Annotated in this window: 18 protein-coding genes; 1 reads left to right on the top strand and 17 read right to left on the bottom strand. The window is 47.0% G+C overall.

Going from position 1 to position 20,756, the window contains the following annotated elements; genetic code table 11:
• Positions 1-55 precede the first annotated feature (55 nt).
• From rpoD to AWU56_RS01560, 4 genes are all read right to left on the bottom strand, one after another.
• Entirely contained in the window at positions 56-1,891 is a 1,836-nt protein-coding gene (gene rpoD, locus AWU56_RS01575; protein WP_006954237.1) for an RNA polymerase sigma factor RpoD, read from the bottom strand.
• A 102-nt stretch (positions 1,892-1,993) separates the two neighbouring features.
• A complete protein-coding gene (dnaG, locus tag AWU56_RS01570) occupies positions 1,994-3,739 on the bottom strand; it encodes a DNA primase (protein ID WP_006954238.1) in 1,746 nt (581 codons plus the stop codon).
• A 140-nt stretch (positions 3,740-3,879) separates the two neighbouring features.
• Positions 3,880-4,095 (bottom strand): 30S ribosomal protein S21, encoded by a 216-nt coding sequence (gene rpsU / locus AWU56_RS01565; protein ID WP_006954239.1) that lies wholly within the window; start codon positions 4,093-4,095, stop codon positions 3,880-3,882.
• Positions 4,096-4,181: 86 nt separating this feature from the next.
• The gene (locus AWU56_RS01560) at positions 4,182-4,901 is read right to left on the bottom strand and encodes a hypothetical protein (RefSeq protein WP_286681577.1); all 720 of its coding nucleotides are present in this window, start codon (positions 4,899-4,901) and stop codon (positions 4,182-4,184) included.
• A 203-nt stretch (positions 4,902-5,104) separates the two neighbouring features.
• Between AWU56_RS01560 and AWU56_RS01555 the strand changes: the two genes are divergently transcribed.
• Complete coding sequence (locus AWU56_RS01555) at positions 5,105-6,523, top strand: serine/threonine-protein kinase (RefSeq protein WP_286681576.1); 1,419 nt, start codon at positions 5,105-5,107, stop codon at positions 6,521-6,523.
• On the opposite strand, the gene tgt is transcribed toward AWU56_RS01555, so the two are convergent.
• The 13 genes from tgt to metK all read right to left on the bottom strand — a co-directional run bounded on the left by tgt (position 6,499) and on the right by metK (position 20,639).
• Positions 6,499-7,614, bottom strand: coding sequence for a tRNA guanosine(34) transglycosylase Tgt (gene tgt / locus AWU56_RS01550; RefSeq protein ID WP_006954242.1), 1,116 nt, complete (start codon positions 7,612-7,614; stop codon positions 6,499-6,501). The genes AWU56_RS01555 and tgt overlap by 25 nt on opposite strands.
• A gap of 20 nt (positions 7,615-7,634) precedes the next feature.
• On the bottom strand, positions 7,635-8,684 hold the full coding sequence (gene queA, locus AWU56_RS01545; RefSeq protein WP_286681575.1) for a tRNA preQ1(34) S-adenosylmethionine ribosyltransferase-isomerase QueA: 1,050 nt from the start codon (positions 8,682-8,684) through the stop codon (positions 7,635-7,637).
• A 99-nt stretch (positions 8,685-8,783) separates the two neighbouring features.
• Complete coding sequence (locus AWU56_RS01540; RefSeq protein WP_286681574.1) at positions 8,784-9,680, bottom strand: hypothetical protein; 897 nt, start codon at positions 9,678-9,680, stop codon at positions 8,784-8,786.
• Entirely contained in the window at positions 9,677-10,303 is a 627-nt protein-coding gene (locus AWU56_RS01535; RefSeq protein WP_006954245.1) for a hypothetical protein, read from the bottom strand. Before AWU56_RS01535 ends, AWU56_RS01540 begins: the two co-directional genes overlap by 4 nt.
• Entirely contained in the window at positions 10,296-10,847 is a 552-nt protein-coding gene (locus tag AWU56_RS01530) for an RNA polymerase sigma factor (protein ID WP_286681573.1), read from the bottom strand. The genes AWU56_RS01535 and AWU56_RS01530 overlap by 8 nt, the downstream gene beginning before the upstream one ends.
• A gap of 117 nt (positions 10,848-10,964) precedes the next feature.
• Positions 10,965-12,233 carry an inorganic phosphate transporter gene (locus AWU56_RS01525; RefSeq protein ID WP_006954247.1) on the bottom strand — a complete coding sequence of 423 codons (1,269 nt, stop codon included), beginning with the start codon at positions 12,231-12,233 and terminating at the stop codon, positions 10,965-10,967.
• 13 nt (positions 12,234-12,246) lie between these two features.
• Positions 12,247-12,927, bottom strand: coding sequence for a TIGR00153 family protein (locus tag AWU56_RS01520; RefSeq protein WP_006954248.1), 681 nt, complete (start codon positions 12,925-12,927; stop codon positions 12,247-12,249).
• Positions 12,928-13,216: 289 nt separating this feature from the next.
• Positions 13,217-13,999, bottom strand: coding sequence for a DUF481 domain-containing protein (locus AWU56_RS01515; RefSeq protein WP_272978675.1), 783 nt, complete (start codon positions 13,997-13,999; stop codon positions 13,217-13,219).
• A gap of 65 nt (positions 14,000-14,064) precedes the next feature.
• Positions 14,065-15,129, bottom strand: a complete 1,065-nt coding sequence (gene fba, locus AWU56_RS01510; RefSeq protein ID WP_006954250.1) for a class II fructose-bisphosphate aldolase — start codon at positions 15,127-15,129, stop codon at positions 14,065-14,067.
• A gap of 28 nt (positions 15,130-15,157) precedes the next feature.
• Positions 15,158-16,339, bottom strand: coding sequence for a phosphoglycerate kinase (locus AWU56_RS01505; RefSeq protein WP_006954251.1), 1,182 nt, complete (start codon positions 16,337-16,339; stop codon positions 15,158-15,160).
• 32 nt (positions 16,340-16,371) lie between these two features.
• A complete protein-coding gene (gene epd, locus AWU56_RS01500; protein WP_286681572.1) occupies positions 16,372-17,382 on the bottom strand; it encodes an erythrose-4-phosphate dehydrogenase in 1,011 nt (336 codons plus the stop codon).
• 12 nt (positions 17,383-17,394) lie between these two features.
• Positions 17,395-19,380 carry a transketolase gene (tkt, locus tag AWU56_RS01495; protein ID WP_286681571.1) on the bottom strand — a complete coding sequence of 662 codons (1,986 nt, stop codon included), beginning with the start codon at positions 19,378-19,380 and terminating at the stop codon, positions 17,395-17,397.
• Positions 19,381-19,493: 113 nt separating this feature from the next.
• On the bottom strand, positions 19,494-20,639 hold the full coding sequence (gene metK, locus AWU56_RS01490) for a methionine adenosyltransferase (RefSeq protein ID WP_006954254.1): 1,146 nt from the start codon (positions 20,637-20,639) through the stop codon (positions 19,494-19,496).
• Between the last annotated feature and the right edge of the window lie 117 nt (positions 20,640-20,756).

The following is a 20,756-nucleotide window of genomic DNA, read 5'->3' as shown; positions in this document are numbered from 1 at the left end:
GCCTCCTTTCTTAGTAACAGAATCACTCAAGTAGAGCTTGAGCAATTACATACGGTTACTCATCCAAAAACGATTTAAGTTGCTCTGAACGGCTTGGATGACGCAATTTGCGCAGTGCTTTTGCTTCAATCTGACGGATACGTTCACGCGTTACATCAAACTGTTTACCCACTTCTTCGAGCGTGTGGTCAGTATTCATATCAATACCAAAACGCATACGCAACACTTTCGCTTCACGAGCAGTCAATCCGCCGAGTACGTCGCGCACAGAGTTACGCAAGCTCTCTGAGGTAGCCGAATCAATCGGTAAATCCAGAGTGTTGTCCTCAATAAAGTCACCTAAATGCGAGTCTTCATCATCACCGATTGGGGTTTCCATCGAGATCGGCTCTTTTGCAATCTTGAGGACCTTACGGATTTTATCTTCCGGCATCGCCATCCGCTCAGCCAATTCTTCTGGCAGCGGCTCACGGCCCATTTCTTGTAGCATTTGACGCGAAATACGATTGAGTTTATTAATGGTCTCAATCATGTGCACCGGAATACGAATTGTACGTGCTTGGTCAGCGATCGAGCGCGTGATCGCCTGACGTATCCACCATGTCGCATACGTCGAGAACTTATAACCACGGCGATATTCAAATTTATCAACCGCTTTCATCAAGCCGATATTACCTTCTTGAATCAAATCAAGGAACTGCAGACCACGATTGGTATATTTCTTAGCGATTGAAATAACCAAACGAAGGTTCGCCTCCACCATTTCCTTCTTGGCTCGGCGCGCTTTTGCCTCACCAATCGACATCCGGCGGTTAATATCCTTAACCTTGGCAATAGTAAGGCCTGTTTCTTTTTCTATTTCATTTAACTTCGTCACACAGCGTTCGATTTCAACGCGTGCTTCTTGTAGTGTGGTTGCATAGTCAACGCCCGCAGAAATCTGCTCATCAACCCATGCTAAACTATTTTCGTTACCCGCAAACGCTTTCATGAATGCACGCTTAGGCATACCGGCTTGTTCAACCGCCGCTTTCATGACCAAGCGCTCTTGAACCCGCACACGCTGCATCATGGCACGCATGTCTTGAACAAGACGGTCAAACTGCTTAGGAACTAAGCGGAACTGCTTAAACAGATCGCTAAGCTTGTCAATTTCAACGCGTGCGTCTGGATGTTCACGACCAAACTGAGTTATCGCTTGGCGAGTTGCCTCGTATTGCTCGCGCAGTTCGGTGAATTTCTGACGAGCAAACTCTGGGTCAATGCCGCTATCATTTTCTTCCTCGTCATCATCATCTTCGTCATCGTCGTCCTCATCCTCAAGCTCATCTTCAGAGAGCTCAGAACCAACGTGAGTTGCACTTACGGGCGCTTCATCAACCTCATCAGGGTCAATAAAGCCTACAATGATTTCGGTCAGGCGTAACTCTTCGGCCTCATAAGAGTCCCATTGCTCTAGCAAGAAATTAATTGCTTCGGGGTACTCCGCAACAGAACACTGAACTTGGTTGATACCGTCTTCGATACGCTTAGCGATATCGATCTCGCCCTCACGCGTTAACAGCTCAACAGTACCCATTTCACGCATGTACATGCGAACAGGGTCGGTGGTACGGCCTATTTCACCATCCACAGTAGCAAGTGCTTGTGCAGCTTCTTCAGCTGCGTCCTCGTCCGCCGCACTTTCGGACATCATCAAATCATCTGCATCAGGCGCACTTTCAAAGACACGGATACCCATGTCATTTATCATGCGAATGATGTCTTCTATTTGATCGGAATCAACGATTTCCTGCGGTAAGTGGTCGTTCACTTCCGCAAACGTAAGAAAACCTTGCTCTTTGCCTTTCGCAATGAGAACTTTTAACTGTGATTGCCGATTCTGCTGCATACAGAGATTCCACCTGTCACTTTCTACGAGAGTACCCAAAATGACCTAAAACTATAGCATAATGGCTAATTTTAAGCTACCAAAACGCTGATTATAGCCTAGTCAGTTACGTGTTCTTAAATGCTTAACCAGCATTAAATATTCTTGCTTTTCCGCTTTATTCAAGGGCGTTTGTTGCCCCTTTTTGAGCAGTTCGTCGGCTCTTTGTTCCACATATTGGTCAATTAAATAAACAAAGATATCCTTAAACTCCTGCTCCATATTGTGTTCATCAAGTCCATGTTGCCACACGGCAAGTTTTTCTAGTGCTTTTTGATACGGCGTATCGCGCCAATACTCTAGCACCTGGGCTGTCGTCATATCACGCTCATTACACTGTTGATGAAGCGCGATAAATAAATCCATACCTGGCAACTTAAGTTCGCCTAACTCTGCTTTAACGGGCACCTCTTTCGCCAACTGCGGATACTGCACGATAAGAGCAACGGCACGGCGCAACGGCGTCATTTTTACCGCATCTGGTTTTGCCTTGCGTTGCTGTGGCGTGTCAACATAGCGTTCCAGTTGCGACGTTTCCCTTCTTAAGAGCTGTGCCAGTTTTTGCATTAGCGACTCACGATAAAAGTCACTGGCAATCCGCTCGATACGCGGTTTCGCCTCACTTAATAAAGCTGAGCGTCCAGACTCTGTATTTACATCAACGTCTTCCGACAAATGCTCGAAAAAGTAATCGACAAAGGATTTAGCCTGATTTAAGTAACGCTCAAACCCTTCTTTACCACTACTTTGAACCACCGAGTCAGGATCTTCACCCTCAGGTAGAAATAGGAAGCTTAAGTCGATACCATCTTTTAGCAACGGCAGTGCATTTTCTAACGCCCGCCACGCCGCATCTCTTCCGGCTCGATCACCGTCATAACAACACACCACTCTATTAGATGTACGGAATAAACGCTGTAATTGTTCAGTAGTCGTTGCTGTCCCGAGAGAAGCGACCGCGTAGTCGATGCCGGCTTGCGCTAACGCGACAACATCCATGTAACCCTCAACAATACAAATTTGCTCGGGTCGGCGTAGACGCTGCTGCATATTCCAAAAGCCATATAGCTCTTGGCCCTTATGAAACAAGCGTGTTTCGGGTGAGTTCAAGTATTTAGGACCGTCACTATCAATCACACGTCCACCAAAGCCAACGACACGGCCTCGACGATCGTGGATAGGAAACATCACGCGATCACGAAAGAAATCGAACTTTCGACCCTGGTCATTAACATTGACCAACTTCAAATCGATGAGCTGTTGACGCGCACGTGGCTCAACGCCCATGGTGGTCAACAAACTATCCCAGGCATCGGGGGCATAACCGATTTGAAACCGTTTGACAATGTCACCCGATAAGCCGCGTTGCTTTAAATAAGTAATTACTTTTTCTGAGTTCGCGTGATGCTTGAGCTGATGCTGAAAAAATCGCGTACATTGCGCCATCAATTCAGTGTCATTTTTTAGCTGTGCCTGCTGTTGGTGTTGTTTTTGTGGATCGTGACCCTCTTCACGCGGCACCTGCACACCTAAACTTGAGGCCAACTCTTCGACGGCATCGGGAAAGTTTAGGCCATCAAACTCCATAATGAAATCGATTGCATTACCGTGTGCACCGCACCCAAAACAGTGGTAAAACTGCTTATCAGCACTGACCGTAAACGAAGGCGTTTTTTCATTATGGAATGGACAACAGGCCTGATGGTTTTTCCCTGCTTTTTTTAAAGGTACACGGCTATCCACTACTTCGACGATATCAGCTCGCTCAAGTAGGTCGTGGATGAAGCTTTTCGGAATGAGTCCTGCCATGCCCTCAACTTATCTTTTATCTTCGTCTACAAACACGAAAGCCGCGTCGCTTAGGACACGGCTTCCAACACGTAACTTAACGAATTAAGTCTAAGTGCAAGCTGCGAAAAGTGAATATCGCTGTCTGCTACTCGTGTATCTTAGTACAAACGAGTGCGACGCGCGTTCTCGCGAGCCAATTTCTTGGCGTGACGCTTAACTGCTGCAGCTTTTTTGCGCTTACGTTCTGCTGTAGGTTTTTCATAATGTTCGCGACGACGAACTTCAGACAGAACACCTGCTTTTTCACAAGAGCGCTTAAAGCGACGCAGTGCTACGTCAAACGGCTCGTTTTCTTTCACTTTAACGACTGGCATTAAAACATCACCTCGGAAAAAATTATCTATGTTGTTTAAAAAATAACCGCAAGGGTTTAATTGGTGGTGAATTGTACCGAGTGAAACTAGACTTGTAAAGTGTTATTCGAATATGAATCATTGGATTGATCATTATTGATCAAACGATCGATCGCATTTTGATGACTCACTAAATGGTATAAAACCTCCTCACACTCCGCCACGCTCAATTCGCACTTTATTCCAACGTGCCATACATTCGGTCGGTGCTCTTGAAGTAAACGGATTCGACCGCTCAACGACCAACGCTGCTGATCGTTCTTACCAATATGCAGTTTTACATCGCGATCACAGAGATCGCTCATCATGCTAGGCAATTGCTGAGTAGTTTCGAAGCCCACACCTCCGCGCCCAATATCAACAATGCTTCCATTAATATAGGGAAAATGGTTCGCAACCTGCAGTTGCGCAGGGTAATCAAGACCCACTCGCGGGGACTGGCGTAAAGAACGAGCAATACCTTGCTCCGGATAACTCATAAACAACAGTTTTTCCGGGAAATGAGTCGCGTGTATTAAGCTGACATGCGCTGCGATCATTTCGCCCTCATCTGAAATCAACTTAAGGCGTAAATTCTCGCTTTCCTTAATGGCGGGTAGCACTTTCTCCCAACGTGCTTGGTAACCCAGTCCTAAAATCAGGTACTGAGGGTATTGTTGACCTAACAACGTGACAGAGAAAACAAAAGGTTCACCGGCAAACGTACCGCTTAACTCAACCTTTTGATTAAAAGTTGGTACAATTTTATGACTGATCTTATCTAGCATTTTTATAGTTAATTTTTATTGTTATGAGATCAGCATAGCGTAAAGTTGACAATTGTTAAGCTAAACACACATAAATTTTTTATGACGTCAATTAACGCCAAACTACCATAACATACGTCAAGTCAACGTCTCTGATTGCCCGGCTGATAACTCTGTCTGTACACTCAAAACAGGTAAAACCTAATAGATTAAGGATTTTTGATTTGGACGAAGCTTCGACCAATACAAAAAATGGCCTACAATTTCCGTACTCAATTCCCGAGCGTTTTCGTTGTCGTGATTTTTTGGGTAGCGGAGGTAGTGGCGTTGTTTTTAAAGCGTGGGACGAGCTACTCCAACGAATGGTTGCCATCAAGTTCATCAAGAATCCAACTTTTCTTTCTCGGCAACGACTTGTCGCAGAAGCCCGAGCCTTAGCCAAGTTGAACCACCCATCGCTATGCGGTGTTTATGATGTGGGCGAACCTTCTGAAGACCACTCTTCTCTTTATATGGTCATGGAGCTGATTGAGGGTCCCCGAGTGACCGAGCTTGCTGGTCAGCTGAGTATTAACGATGCGGTCAAACTGGTATTGCAGTTGGCTGAGGGGGTCAGCCATATGCACAGCGAAGGCCTTGTTCATAACGACATAAACCCCACTAATGTCATTGTTAAATACGACTCGAGTGACGAATCGATTCCGACACTAATTGACCTTAGTATTGCAGGACGCGCATCATCCAATCGTCACAAAGGCTTTGGTGTCAGCCCGCTATTTTCAGCTCCGGAACAACGCGGAAGTGAACCCAATACTAGCGGGCGTTCAAAAGCAGTAGATATTTATGGGTTGGGTGCGCTGCTGTTTTTCCTAGTCACGGGTCAAGCCCCCTCTGACGAACCCCAGCGCCAGCTCAAACAATACGCTGATCGCTGCCCGACTCGCCTGCGCAATATTATACTTAACTGTTTGCACCGCGATCCAAATGAGCGCACCAGCAGCGCACAACTATTAGCACAACAATTAACTGATTACCGATACCGCCGTTTTCCATGGCTGGTGCCGGCATCAGTCACCTTACTCGTATCCTCACTCGTCGCAACGATCGCGATCAGTATCATGCACTATCATTTCGCTGATAGTGCAACGGCTGAGCACGCCGAAGTGGTCGAAACAGGTAGTCATATTGAACAGGCGCTTGCCCACAGTCACTACGCTCGAGAGCTGATCGAGAGCAATCAACTGGAACGGGCAAAGCAACAGTCGTTACTCGCCTTAAACTACTTTAAGAGCTCTTTTAAAGAGCAACAACATAGCACATCGGTTGCTGCTGAGATGACAGAGTTGCTCGTCGCCATTGCACCTTTGCTCAGTCGTTCGGAAATGAATGCCTTATTACTCGAGACCACGACTTACTTAGAGAGTGAAAAGCCCGAGGAACGCACTGCAAAATATCATTTAGCTCTGGCACGACTCTATCATCAGCTTACGCTATTGCAGCAAGACAAACCGAAACAAGCCGAGCAGTGGGAGCGCGAATCATTGCGAGCCGCCGCGCGCGCGCTCGCAATGAAACCTAATTCGCAGGAGATCAGAAGCTTTTTCACCCAACTGGATGCTCAGTCAAGTGAAGGAACCGATTGACCGCGAGCGGCATAAAATGCATTTACATAATCGTCAAACGTTCCTGCATCAAGCGCATCTCGCATGCCTTGCATCACGCGCTGGTAAAAATGCAGGTTATGAATTGTATTCAGACGCGCACCTAGCATTTCATTAGTACGATCCAAGTGATGTAGATAAGCCCGTGAGTAGTTTTTACAGGTATAGCAATCGCACTGCTCATCGAGTGGTGAGGTGTCATTGCGGTGCACCGCATTACGGATTTTAATGACCCCCGTTGACACAAACAGATGACCATTACGTGCGTTACGCGTTGGCATCACACAATCAAACATATCAATACCACGGCGCACTGATTCAACCAGATCCTCCGGCTTACCAACGCCCATCAAATAACGAGGCTTATGTTCAGGCATTTTTGGCGCAGTGTGCTCAAGAATACGCATCATATCTTCTTTAGGCTCGCCAACGGAAAGACCACCGACAGCATAACCATCAAAACCGATATCGGTAAGTCCTTCCAACGAGATATCACGCAGTTCTTCGTACATTCCGCCTTGGATAATACCAAATAATGCAGCATCGTTGCCTTCATGCGCAGCTTTTGAACGTTGAGCCCAACGCAAAGACAGCTCCATTGATTTACGCGCCTCTGCTTGAGTCGCTGGATACGGCGTACACTCATCAAAAATCATGACAATATCAGAACCCAACTCACGCTGAACTTGCATGGATTTTTCCGGCGTTAGCAAAATTTTCTCGCCGTTGATAGGCGAACGGAAAGTCACACCCTCTTCATCGATTTTGCGCAGTTCACCTAGACTAAAGACCTGAAAACCACCGGAGTCCGTTAAAATCGGCTTATCCCAGTTCATAAAATCGTGGAGGTCACCGTGTTGCTGAATCACTGACGTACCTGGACGGAGCATTAAGTGGAACGTGTTACCCAAACAAATCTGAGCGCCAGTCGCCTCGACCTCTTCCGGTGTCATACCCTTGATGGTGCCCAGCGTACCTACCGGCATAAATGCAGGCGTCTCAACGGTACCGCGCTCAAACACCATACGTCCTCGACGCGCGCGCCCTTGAGTTTTATCTAGTTCAAATTTCATCATTACTACAGTCTCAATTCTTATCGTAAAATTAGCATCGAATCGCCATAACTAAAAAAGCGATATTTTTCATCAATCGCCTGTTGATAGGCGTTCATAATCAATTCTTTACCGGCAAATGCGGATACCAACATAATCAAGGTGGATTCAGGTAGATGAAAGTTTGTTACCAAGCCATCAATGACCTTAAATTCATAACCGGGATAAATAAAGATATCCGTATCATCAAAAAATGGAGCAATAAGTTCGTCAGTAGCCTGCGCCGCCGACTCAAGTGAACGCACCGACGTGGTTCCTACAGCAATTACACGTTTACCCGCTTGCTTCACCTTTCTAATTTGCTCACATACCTTCGTATCGACTTTGGCATATTCGCTATGCATAACGTGTTCTTCAATCGAATCGACACGCACAGGTTGGAACGTTCCGGCTCCAACATGCAAAGTTACATAACCGAATTCGACGCCTTTATCTTTAAGCTGCTGCAAAATGGCGTCATCGAAGTGCAGTCCAGCCGTTGGAGCAGCCACTGCACCTGGCTCTCGGTTATAAACGGTTTGATAACGCTCTTTGTCAGATTCTTCGTCCGGACGATCGATATAGGGTGGGAGGGGCATATGGCCATGTGCTTCGAGTAACTCAAGAACGGTCTCCTGATGATTAAACTCAAGCTCAAATAACGCATCATGGCGTGCCAACATCGTTGCTTTTACCGCTCCTTCGAGTAAAAACTCGGCACCTGGCTTAGGTGCGCGATTGGCTCTTACATGCGCTAAAACCCGACTGTCATCTAACATGCGCTCAACAAGCACTTCAACTTTGCCACCCGATGTCTTCTCACCTAACAGACGGGCAGGGATGACGCGTGTATCGTTGAATACGAGTAAATCCCCCGCTTCCAGTTGATCCACAATATCCGTGAATTGACCGTGTTCAATACGGCTTTGTTGAGCAAAAACTCGCAACATACGACTTGCTGTACGTTGTTGCTGAGGATATCGAGCAATAAGTTCGTCGGGTAAGTCAAAGCTAAAGTCGCTGACTTTTAAACCCTCTGACGCATATGACATGTTCCGTAAAATCCGCTGTTTCTATCAAGTGCGCGAATTTTACTCGAAACGGGGCAGCCTGTCACGGCTGCCGCATAGGAGAATAGAACACAGAGCCGACTAAAATTTATATTTCTGTGCCTGTTCTAGTAAATCAGCAGGCTCACTTTCACATGCATTGATCGCTGATTTTTCAAAAACATAAATATTGTCTAAACGCTTTTTGTCACTAACAGACGCATCACGAATGACCAAACTCACCTGTTCGCTGTCTGGTAGAGACTTCAGTGTAATACCGTAATCACATAAAACGCGAGTGAAAACCTGCTCGATAGCTTCAATACTTTTCTCTTGCGTGAGCAGTCTCTCTTTTTGCACCTTTTCTTGCTTTGCTTTTAGCGTTTTTTTCATTTCGTTCAGCTCGATATCAAGCTGCTTTTGTTGAGCTTTGAGCTCAGCTAAGCGCGCCTCAAGTTCCTCCTTGTGCGTCTTCATCTCAGCTTTTGACGCTTTATCCTGCACATCACGCTGAAACTCAATGTCTCGGAGCTCTCGATTCAAGTCGCGCACTTCCCAAGCAAGTTCTCGCTTTTGTTCAACGAGCTCAAACCACTCATCTGAATATTCGCCACTAAACTGACTTAATACGCGGTGTGCCGTGCGTAGACCTTCTTCAACGACCCGATCCAGCTGGAGATCCTTAGCAAAACCACTCATCTCCGGCATTTCCGGCGGCATAGGTGGTTCTGGTACGTCCGGGGCTACAATACGCCATGGCATACGTGCTGAACGAACAAAAAACACCACACCCTGGCCTCTAAGATAAGTGAACTCGACATCGTCCAGTCGTGAACTCTCTGTGCCGTCTTGTTGCTTAGCCGCCGTCGTCAAAATATCTTTGAAAATTTCAATTTGATTCTTCAGTCCTTGATGATCAGCTTCTTGTGCAATGCTCGCGGTCGCAGGCAACATCAGTGCACTGGCGATACTGAGCGATAATAACCAACGTTTCATCATTGATTCTCCTCTTTTAATAGAATCGGTTGCTGCGCAACTTGGCGCAATTGCGCGGTATAAAAATTTAAATCCTCACTGCGCGTTTCATTCATGTACTCAACTAATTGACTCATATCGTCTTTTCGCTCGGCACGATTCGTTGCCATTATATAAGTTGCGAGCTGGGCGGTTGACGTTGATAATTGCTCTCTAAAATTAGCTCGCAGCGCCTTTTCCTGCTTAGCTAATGCAATATTCTGTTGCTGTTCAAATACACTGAGCTTTTGCTCCACCACAGCAGCTACGCGTTCATCAAACTGTGCCGTTAATTGCTGTTTAACCACAAGCACAGACACCATCGCAAGTGCAGCACAGGAGAACGCAAACGCGGCAAAGCTCCACGGGTTCGCCCAGCGGTTTACTCTTGGCTGTGGACCTGTTCCCTGGCGATTCCAATCAGGCACGCGTTCACCTTGGTAGCCGTCGGCTTGCTGTTGCATCCAGCGTATCGACTGCATGCGTTTATGTAATTCGGGTGCATGAGCAGCTAACTGCTCCGCTAGCTCTAGTTCAGCCGACTTTGATAGGTGCCCATCTAGCCATTGCTCGAACTGTAATTCGTAATTCGATTCGTAGTTAGCCATTAATTACCTCCAGCTCACGCTTTAACTTCTCGACTCCGCTATACAGCCGTGACTTAATCGTATTTTCTGACTCTTGCAACTGCGTTGCGATAGCGCGTGTCGTAAGATGTTGAAAAAACTTCAATTCAACTACCATGCGTTGCGCTAATGGTAGCGCTCTAATCGCTTTGACCAACGCAGCTTCTTGTTGTTGATCACTCAGCTCCGGTTCTGGCTGACCAAAAGTAGACTCGTCTATCAGATCCGTTTGTAGCTCATTGTCTAGCACATCAATGTGCCTACGGCGGTAGAACTCAACGCATCGACGATGAGCAATGGTCATTAACCACGGCTTAAATTTGTCATCTTGACTCCAGTCTTTAAGACTTCGAAAAACGCTACTAAAGGTGTCTTGAAGTAAATCAAATGCGTCATCGGGACTCGGCAACATGCGTACGCCGTAGTGATAGACCAGCTTCTCGTATCGCTTTACCAAGTCGACCCACGCGGATTGATTACCTTTGAGCGCTTGACTGACGAGCTTTTTATCGCTTTTTTTAAACACTCGTGCTTCCATTGCTTTTGGTTTAGTAATTAAGTCGATAGTGGCTGGAAAAAAGTTTTAATGAAAGCAAAAAAAAAGCTCGCGGCTAAGCGAGCTTCTTCTCAGGAACACGAGGAGTTAAGCGGCAAAGATGCCTTTTAACATGTAGAAGAACATGATGGACATAATCGCACCGGCGGGTAAAGTCACCACCCAAGAAACCACGATGTTACGTACAACACCTAGGTTCAATGCAGCGATACCACGCGCCATACCTACACCCAACACGGCACCGACGAGGGTTTGGGTCGTCGAAATTGGTAAGCCTGTGCCTGACGCCAGCACGACCGTCGAAGCCGCCGCCAATTCTGCAGCAAAACCGCGACTTGGCGTGAGGTGTGTAATGCCTTTACCGATGGTCGCAATTACACGTTTACCCAGCATCGCGAGACCTGCAACAATACCGAATGCACCAAGTGGCAAGATCCACCATGCAAGCTGTGCTTTGCTCGCAATTTCACCACCACTTGAGACAACACTTACAACCGCTGCAAGAGGTCCAATGGCGTTAGCAACATCGTTTGAACCATGAGCAAATGCCATCGCACAGGCTGTTACAACCATAAGCACCGCAAACACCTTCTCCACATTGGTGTAATGCATATCTTTATCGGCCGACTCTTTAAACTTCAGGCGTCCAATCGCAACTTTACCAATGAAGAAGACTACGATCGCTATACCAATCGCCCATGCAAAACCTTCAGCCGTACCCATACCGAGTCCAACGTGCTTAAGACCCTTTTTGATGGTTACCAGTGATAAGACAAACCCAGCTAAAGCCATGTAAAAAGGTACATATCGTTTAGCGCGCTTGAGGGGATCCTCTTGGTCAAAAATAAGCTTCTGCGCACTCATAAAGATCAAATACGCAATAAAGCCGGATATCGCGGGTGTAATAACCCAACTACCGACAATCCCTCCAACTTTACCCCAAGAAACAGCGTCAACACTGACGCCAACGGCAGCAAAACCAACGATAGCACCAACGATTGAGTGGGTTGTCGATACTGGCCAGCCAAGAAACGAGGCAATTAGAAGCCAAACACCGGCGGCTAATAGTGCCGAGATCATACCGAAGACAAGGAGCTCGGGCTGGTCGACAAAGTAAGCTGAGTCAATAATACCTTTACGTATCGTTGAGGTCACTTCGCCACCGGCTAGGTAGGCACCTGCGAACTCGAAAATCATCGCGATGAGGATAGCTTGTTTAATCGTAAGCGCTTTAGAACCGACTGAAGTTCCCATTGCGTTTGCAACGTCATTAGCGCCCACACCCCATGCCATGAAAAAACCGAACACGCCGGCCATGACAATCAGAATTAAGCCGTAAGAACTGATAATATCCATTGATAGCTCCCGTTTAGACTCGCGCTAACATCAATTCGAAGCGTGCGCCTACACGTTCAGACAGGTCGGCTAAATCACCTACCCAATCGAGAATACGATACAAAAACATTGCATCGAGCGGATTCATGTCGTTTTCAACTTGACGGAATTGCTGACGTAATTTGACCTGCAACTCATCAGTATCCGCTTCAATTTCGTCGAGCTCTTTAATGAAATTATCAACTAAAGTACGCTCACGTCCGCGGAAACCAGTTTCCAAAAGGTCATCGAATTCACCAATGGTGTCACGTGCTTTTGCAACTGCATCAATACACCGGTTTAGATAGCTGTTAAAGCCCTCAACCAAATGTGCAGGAATTTGTAATTGGCGCCCTGTGATAAGGCCAGAGATATCTTTCGCTTTGTTAGCGATACGATCTTGCTGAGAAACTAACTCTAGTAGGTCAGTCCGCTCAACGGGCATGAAAAGTCCGCCGGGGAGGTTCAAACGGATATCACGTTTTAGCTTATCCGCCGCTTGTTCAAGCGTTACAATACGTTTACGCTGTTCTTCAGCAGCGTCCCAGTCGCCCTTATAAACCGCTTGAAAGAAGTCTTTCAATGACTCCGCACAACGATGTACTTCATCGATATGTTCAATCATCGGTTTAATAGGTGACTTTGCGAATACACCTAAAAACGAATTTACAGACATAACAGGTCCTTGGATTTTAGCCGATGTTAGCTGGCGCGAATAGTAACTAAATCGCCCCCTAAATAAAACCGCTAACAACCGATATAACCTTGATTTAAGCAGACGTTGAATAGAGAACTATTCAATCGCCCGATTATGCTGAGCAACGATACTGTCTACTCACCTAGTCTCCAAAGTAGACTAATTATCGTTATGTGGAAAATATACTACAAAAATATGACACAAATATGACAAAGCCTCTTCCAGTAAAACTGAAAGAGGCTTTTTTATATTAATCGGCTGAACGAGTTTAGAACGTATAAACAACAGTTACCGCGGTCTCAGTGTCGAGGTTTTCAATGTCTTCATTCGCAACTTCAGAGTTGTGAGTGCCCGATACCGACACTTTTAACGCCAACGATGAGTTGATATTGGAAGAAATTGATACTTCAGCTCGGCTTTTCGTGTTTTCTTCACCAATTTCAGAGGAAACTAATGCATTAAAACGCGAGTTTTCTGAAATATCCCACGTCATACTGCCCGCTAAACGTAAGATTGCTGAACCTTCAGCTTCTAGTGGGTTTCGATTTTCATCAACCGGCTTCACACGAGAATAACCCGGACCGACTTCATAGTCAGCATACAGATTTTCGCTGTAGCGATAGCGTGCTCCGTAACCGATAGCTAATGTGCTCTGATACTCATAGCCACTGTATACATCTTCTTCATAGGAGCCGAAGATGAACAATGATGACTTACTGTTTGGCTCAAACTTATAGTTTGATTGCGCCGATAAAAACAAGCGATCTGCTGTCTCGGTTGTTTCACCCGTGTCTTGGTTTTCTTGTTCTGCTGTGTAGTAATCCAAAACACCTTTGTGGCGCCAGTTCCTGATATCCTTTGCGACATTTAGTTTGGCCTTTAAGCTTTCCGTTTCGGTATTACCCGTCGTGAATAACAGACCAAACTCGGCACTTGCTTCCCAAGCCTCTTCCGTTGTCGTATCCATATCCTCGGCATCATCAAACATAAACGTTTGAGCCTGCACACCAAATGGTAGAAGTATACTTGCTACTAATACTGATAAACGCACATTAACCCCACTTTGCATGCGAGCCGGCGCGCCGGCTCGTTCATGAGCATCCGCTCTACTTTACGTTACTTAATGACAGCCTTCAAACTGCCCGCCTCGTACAATTGAAACATTTTTTCCAATGTAATGGGCTTGATTTTGTCTGCTTGACCTTCACAACCAAAAGCTAAGTACCGATCTTCACAGATCTTTTGCATCGCGTCGGTAGCCGCTTGCAAATACTTGCGCGGGTCAAAATTACTTGGATTTTCAGCCAAGTGACGACGCACTGCGCCTGTTGAAGCTAAGCGAAGATCCGTATCAATGTTGACCTTACGAACACCGTTTTTGATACCTTCTTTAATTTGCTCAACCGGCACACCATAGGTTTCTGGTATTTCACCACCAAATTCATTGATGATTTTCAGCCAGTCCTGCGGTACAGAAGATGAACCGTGCATTACAAGGTGCGTATTAGGAATACGACGGTGAATCTCTTTAATACGGTCAATCGATAAGATGTCACCCGTAGGCGGGCGGGTAAACTTATATGCGCCGTGTGACGTTCCACATGCGATGGCTAACGCATCAACATCCGTTGCAGCAACAAAAGCCGCCGCCTCTTCAGGGTCCGTCAACAATTGGTCATGTGACAGTTTACCTTCAGCGCCGACACCATCTTCTTCACCAGCTTCTCCTGTTTCAAGCGAACCGAGGCAGCCCAATTCACCTTCGACTGATACCCCACACGCATGCGCCATCTCAACGGTTTGCTTAGTAACACGCACGTTATAATCGTAATCCGCTGGCGTTTTACCATCGTCAAGCAATGAGCCGTCCATCATGACCGAGCTGAAACCCAACTGAATTGAACGCTGACACACCGCCGGTGACGTACCGTGGTCTTGGTGGACAACCACTGGAATATGAGGCCACTCTTCAACAGCCGATTCTATTAAGTGACGCAAAAAAGGAGCACCGGCATACTTCCGAGCCCCTGCTGAGGCTTGCACAATGACCGGGCTATTGGTTTTATCAGCTGCCTGCATGATCGCGCGCATTTGTTCTAGGTTGTTTACGTTAAAAGCAGGAACGCCGTATCCATTCTCTGCTGCGTGATCAAGTACTTGTCTTAGTGACACAATGGCCATGTAATTCTCCTTAGTTTTCGGCGTGCATTTATGCGTCTTGTGCGCGCTGTTCTAAAATTTCTACCGCGGGTAACTTTTTGCCTTCTAAAAATTCAAGAAATGCGCCACCACCCGTTGATATATAACTTATCTTATCAGCGATATTAAACTGATCAATCGCAGCGAGCGTATCTCCGCCGCCAGCAATTGAAAAAGCCTCACTGCTGGCTATTGCATTCGCCATTGATTCGGTGCCTTTACTAAATGCCTCAAATTCAAAGACCCCAACCGGACCGTTCCATACGATAGTACCAGCTGCTTTCAGTTTCTCTGCCAGCATTTCTGATGTTTTAGGCCCAACATCAAATACCATATCTGAATCCTTGATCGATTCAACGGCTTTGGTCTCTGCTACTGTATCGGCGCTGAACGCCTGTCCCGTCACAACATCAACAGGCAACGGAATTTCTGCATTCTTTGCTTTGGCAGCCGCCATCAGACGTTGCGCCTCAGGCACTAAGTCTTTCTCGTACAAAGACTTTCCGACATTGTGCCCTTGGGCTGCGATAAAGGTGTTTGCAATACCGCCACCGACGATGAGTTGATCGACAACCGTCGAAAGCGATTCCAACACAGTAAGCTTTGTCGAAACCTTAGAACCGCCAACAATCGCGACCAACGGGCGTTTAGGGTTATCAAGTGCTTTACCGAGCGCATCAAGCTCTGCGGCAAGCAGCGGTCCGGCGCACGCCACAGGCGCATATTTTGCGACGCCATGTGTTGAGGCCTGGGCACGGTGTGCTGTACCGAAGGCATCCATTACAAACACATCACATAAGTTTGCCAATTGCTGAGCTAAAGCATCATCATTCTTTTTCTCGCCCTTGTTGAACCGCACATTCTCAAATACCACCACTTGCCCCTGCGCGACATCGATGCCATCAAGGTATTCCTTCGCTAAAGAAACCGGTTGCTCGAGTGCGTCGTTCAAGTAATCTGCTACAGGTGCCATCGAATATTGTTCTTCATACTCGCCCTCTGTCGGACGCCCGAGGTGCGACATCACCATCACTTTAGCACCCTTTTCGAGTGCCAATTTAATCGTGGGTAGTGCTGCTCTTAAGCGCGCATCCGAGGTGATCTTTCCATCTTTTACCGGAACATTTAAATCTTCCCGTATCAATACGCGCTTGTTTTGTAAGTCCAAATCAGTCATCGCTATGACAGACATTGAATCCCCTTACTCAGTTGAGTTTTATATAATTATTGCTGTGTCATTAATTCAGTCGTTTCTAACAAACGGTTAGCGAAACCCCATTCGTTATCGCACCAACATAAAAGTTTTACCAATCGACGATGACTCACACGCGTCTGAGTTCCATCAACAATGCACGAGTGCGGGTCATGGTTAAAATCAATCGACACCAAAGGCTCTTCAGTATAGTCGAGTATTGCTCGTAACCCTTTGGAAGCTGCATTTTTTATCAATCGGTTAACTTGTTCACCATCGACATCGGTTTGTAGCGTGACGCTTAAATCCATCGCTGTCACATTTGTAGTTGGAACACGTACCGCGATCGCCTCAAAGCGACCGTGTAAATGAGGTAATATGCGTTCAATCCCGCGTGCTAGCTTTGTATCGACAGGGATAATTGACCGTCCCGCCGCTCGTGTGCGCCTTAAATCAGGATGATAAGCATCGATGACTTGCTGATCATGCATTGCCGAGTGGATCGTAGTGACCGCACCTGATTCAATGCCAAAAGCGTCGTCGAGTAATTTGATCACCGGTACAATGCAGTTCGTTGTACAAGAGCCATTCGATACGATGCGATGCTCAGGCAATAATACATCTTGGTTGACCCCAAAAATGATAGTCGCATCCATATCAGGCGTGCCGGGTTGCGAGAACAACACCCGACTCACACCCGCGTTTAAGTAGCGCTCTCCGTCTGCATGGCTGCCAAACACACCCGTACAGTCAACAACGATATCAACGCCGTAAGCTTGCCATTCAACGTGCTCAATTTCGGTTTCGTGGCTCAACTTAATCGTATCGCCGGCAACGGTAAGATCGTCATCAGACAAAGTGACTGGAAATTGAAATCGACCGTGAGACGAATCGTACTTCAACAAGTGCGCCATCGACTCCGATGGCGCGGGCTCGTTCACCAAGACAATACTAAAGCGTTGCTGCCAGCCGCGCTCATAGAACGAGCGTAGAAAACTACGCCCGATCCTGCCGAAACCGTTTATTGCGATTCTCTTCGTCAATTCAAACCTCGTTTAGCTCGCCGCGCGAACAACCGCTTCCACGGTAATATCAAAGTGCTCAAAAAGTGCTTTAGCCGGAGCTGACTCACCAAACGAGTTCATACCAATCACAGTGCCGTCTAAGCCAACGTATTTACGCCAATAATCAGCAATACCGGCTTCAACTGCAACGCGCTTACGCACAGCTGAAGGTAATACGTGCTCGCGGTATTCGGCGTCCTGGTCATCAAATACATCCGTGGATGGCATCGAAACAACACGGACATTCATACCTTTTGCAGCCAATTGCTCACGTGCTGCAACCGCTAAGTCGACCTCGGAACCCGTCGCAATCAAAATAGAGTCTGGTGTGCCATCACAATCTTTCAGGATATAACCACCGCGGCTAATGTTATTCAGTTGCTCGGCATCGCGTGTTTGCTGCTGCATACCCTGACGGCTAAACACCAACGCTGTTGGTTTATCGTTGCTTTGCAACGCACTGCGCCAAGCGACCGCGGTTTCGACTGCATCGCACGGGCGCCAGCAATTGAGGTTAGGTGTTAAGCGCAGATTAGCCAATTGCTCAACAGGCTGGTGAGTTGGTCCGTCTTCACCTAAACCAATTGAGTCGTGGGTGTAAACGAAAATCGAGGGCTGCTTCATTAAGGCGGCCATACGCACTGCGTTGCGCGCATATTCCATAAACATTAAGAAGGTTGCACCGTAAGGCTTGAAGCCACCATGTAGCGTAACTCCATTCATTATCGCCGACATCGCAAACTCACGCACACCATAGAACACATAGTTTCCGTTCGCGTCGTCAGCTGTTACGCCTTTAGCACCCTGCCATAAGGTTAGATTAGACCCTGCTAAGTCAGCCGAACCACCAAGCAGTTCAGGTAGCTTCGGACCCACCTCATTCAATACATTTAACGACGCTTTGCGTGTTGCGGGGTTTTCAGGGTTAGCTTGCAATTGCTCAATGTAAGCCTGCAACTCGCTTTCAAAGTCGCCTGGCAACTCACCCGCTAAGCGACGTTTAAGCTCTGCTGCAAGTTCTGGGTAAGCCTGTTCATAAGCGGTCCAATGCTTATTCCACGAGGCCTCAATCGCATCACCCTTGTCTTTAGCGTCCCACGCTTGGTAAACATCCTGAGGCACTTCAAAGCGATCATACGACCAATTCAATTGCTTGCGCGCGAGTGCAATTTCGTCATCACCTAATGGCGCACCGTGGCAACTCTCTTGTCCTTGCTTATTAGGCGAACCAAAACCAATTACGGTTTTACAAATAATCAATGTAGGGCGCTGCGTTTCGCTGCGTGCGCTTTCAATCGCCTGCTTAATGGCATCGGCATCATGTCCATCAACATCACGAATCACATGCCAGTTATATGATTCAAAGCGTTGTGCAGTATCGTCTGTAAACCAGCCTTCGACTTCACCATCAATCGAGATACCGTTATCGTCGTAAAATGCGATGAGCTTGCCTAAGCCAAGTGTACCTGCCAATGAGCAAGCCTCATGAGAAATGCCTTCCATCAAGCAACCATCGCCCAAAAAGGTATAGGTGAAGTGGTCAACTACATTATGTTCATCACGGTTAAACTGTGCCGCCAGAGTTTTTTCCGCTAACGCCATGCCGACAGCATTTGCGATGCCTTGACCTAAAGGCCCTGTCGTTGTCTCGATACCCGGCGTATAACCATACTCTGGATGGCCAGGGGTTTTCGAATGTAACTGACGGAATTGCTTAATGTCGTCAATGCTAAGGTCGTAACCTGTTAAATGAAGCAACGAGTAGATGAGCATCGAGCCATGACCGTTTGACAGCACAAAGCGGTCGCGGTCGGCCCAACTGGGGTTATTTGGGTTGTGCTTTAAATAATCTCGCCATAATACTTCAGCGATATCTGCCATGCCCATTGGCGCCCCAGGGTGACCTGAGTTGGCTTGTTGGACGGCATCCATACTTAGAGCACGGATAGCGTTGGCGAGATGACGACGTTCAGACATGAAAAACCCCCGATTGGTGACACGCAATTAGATGAACCATAGTTGGTGCGCGTATTGTCCACAATTCGGGGGCTTCAAGCAAATTTATGGGCGAAAAATTCAACACCCGTAAATTAGATATCCTGCTTTAATGCATCGGCTTTATCAGTTTTTTCCCATGGAAATTCCTCTCGCCCAAAGTGCCCGTAGGTCGACGTAGCACGATAAATAGGCCGTTCCAGATCAAGCATCTGAATTAAACCGTAAGGACGCAAGTCAAAATGACGGCGTACTAACGCTATCAACTTCTCTTCACTGTGTTGCGAAGTACCAAAGGTATCAATACTGATTGATGTTGGCTCAGCAACGCCAATTGCATATGACACCTGAATTTCGCAGCGTTCCGCCAAGCCTGCGGCAACGAGGTTTTTCGCCACGTAACGTGCCGCGTATGCGGCGCTGCGGTCAACCTTCGATGGATCTTTGCCCGAGAACGCGCCGCCACCGTGACGCGCCATGCCACCGTAGGTATCCACAATAATTTTGCGCCCCGTCAAACCGCAGTCACCCATCGGGCCGCCAATCACGAATCGACCGGTTGGATTAATGTGGAACTTAGTATCACGGCTAACCCATTGTTCGGGTAGCACTGGCTTAATGATCTCTTCCATCACGGCTTCACGCAATGTGGCTTGGTCAATATCTTCACGGTGTTGGGTCGAAAGCACTACCGTATCAATTGCCACCGGTTTACCATTCTCGTATACAAACGTCAGCTGGCTTTTGGCATCAGGCCGTAACCAATCGAGCGTGCCATTTTTACGCATCTCTGACTGACGCTGAACAATGCGGTGCGCATAGGTAATGGGGGCTGGCATTAATACCGAGGTTTCATTAGATGCATAGCCAAACATCAAACCCTGATCACCCGCGCCTTGCGCTTCAGGCGATTCACGATCTACGCCTTGATTAATATCTTGGCTCTGCTTACCAATCGCGTTTAGTACCGCGCAAGAGTTGGCATCAAAACCCATGTCCGAATGTGTGTAACCGACATCACGGATGGCTTGACGGGTTAAATCTTCAATATCGACCCAAGCTGAAGTGGATATTTCCCCGCCCACTAATACCATGCCAGTTTTGACATAGGTTTCACACGCCACACGGGCGCGGATATCTTTTGCTAAAATTGCATCCAGTACGGCATCAGAAATCTGGTCCGCAATTTTATCAGGATGGCCCTCTGAAACCGATTCAGAAGTAAATAGGTGACGTGACATATGCCTACCATTCCTTTATTTTGATTAAAATAACTAGTACTGACGGCGTAATTTAACCGATCAATAAAAAAATTTCTACTTCTAGACGTCCAAAAGTCTGTTCATAGATAAGGATTC

Source organism: Idiomarina sp. T82-3, from assembly GCF_001577655.1.
GTDB lineage: Bacteria > Pseudomonadota > Gammaproteobacteria > Enterobacterales > Alteromonadaceae > Idiomarina > Idiomarina baltica.
This window is presented reverse-complemented; position numbering and strand designations above follow the sequence as displayed.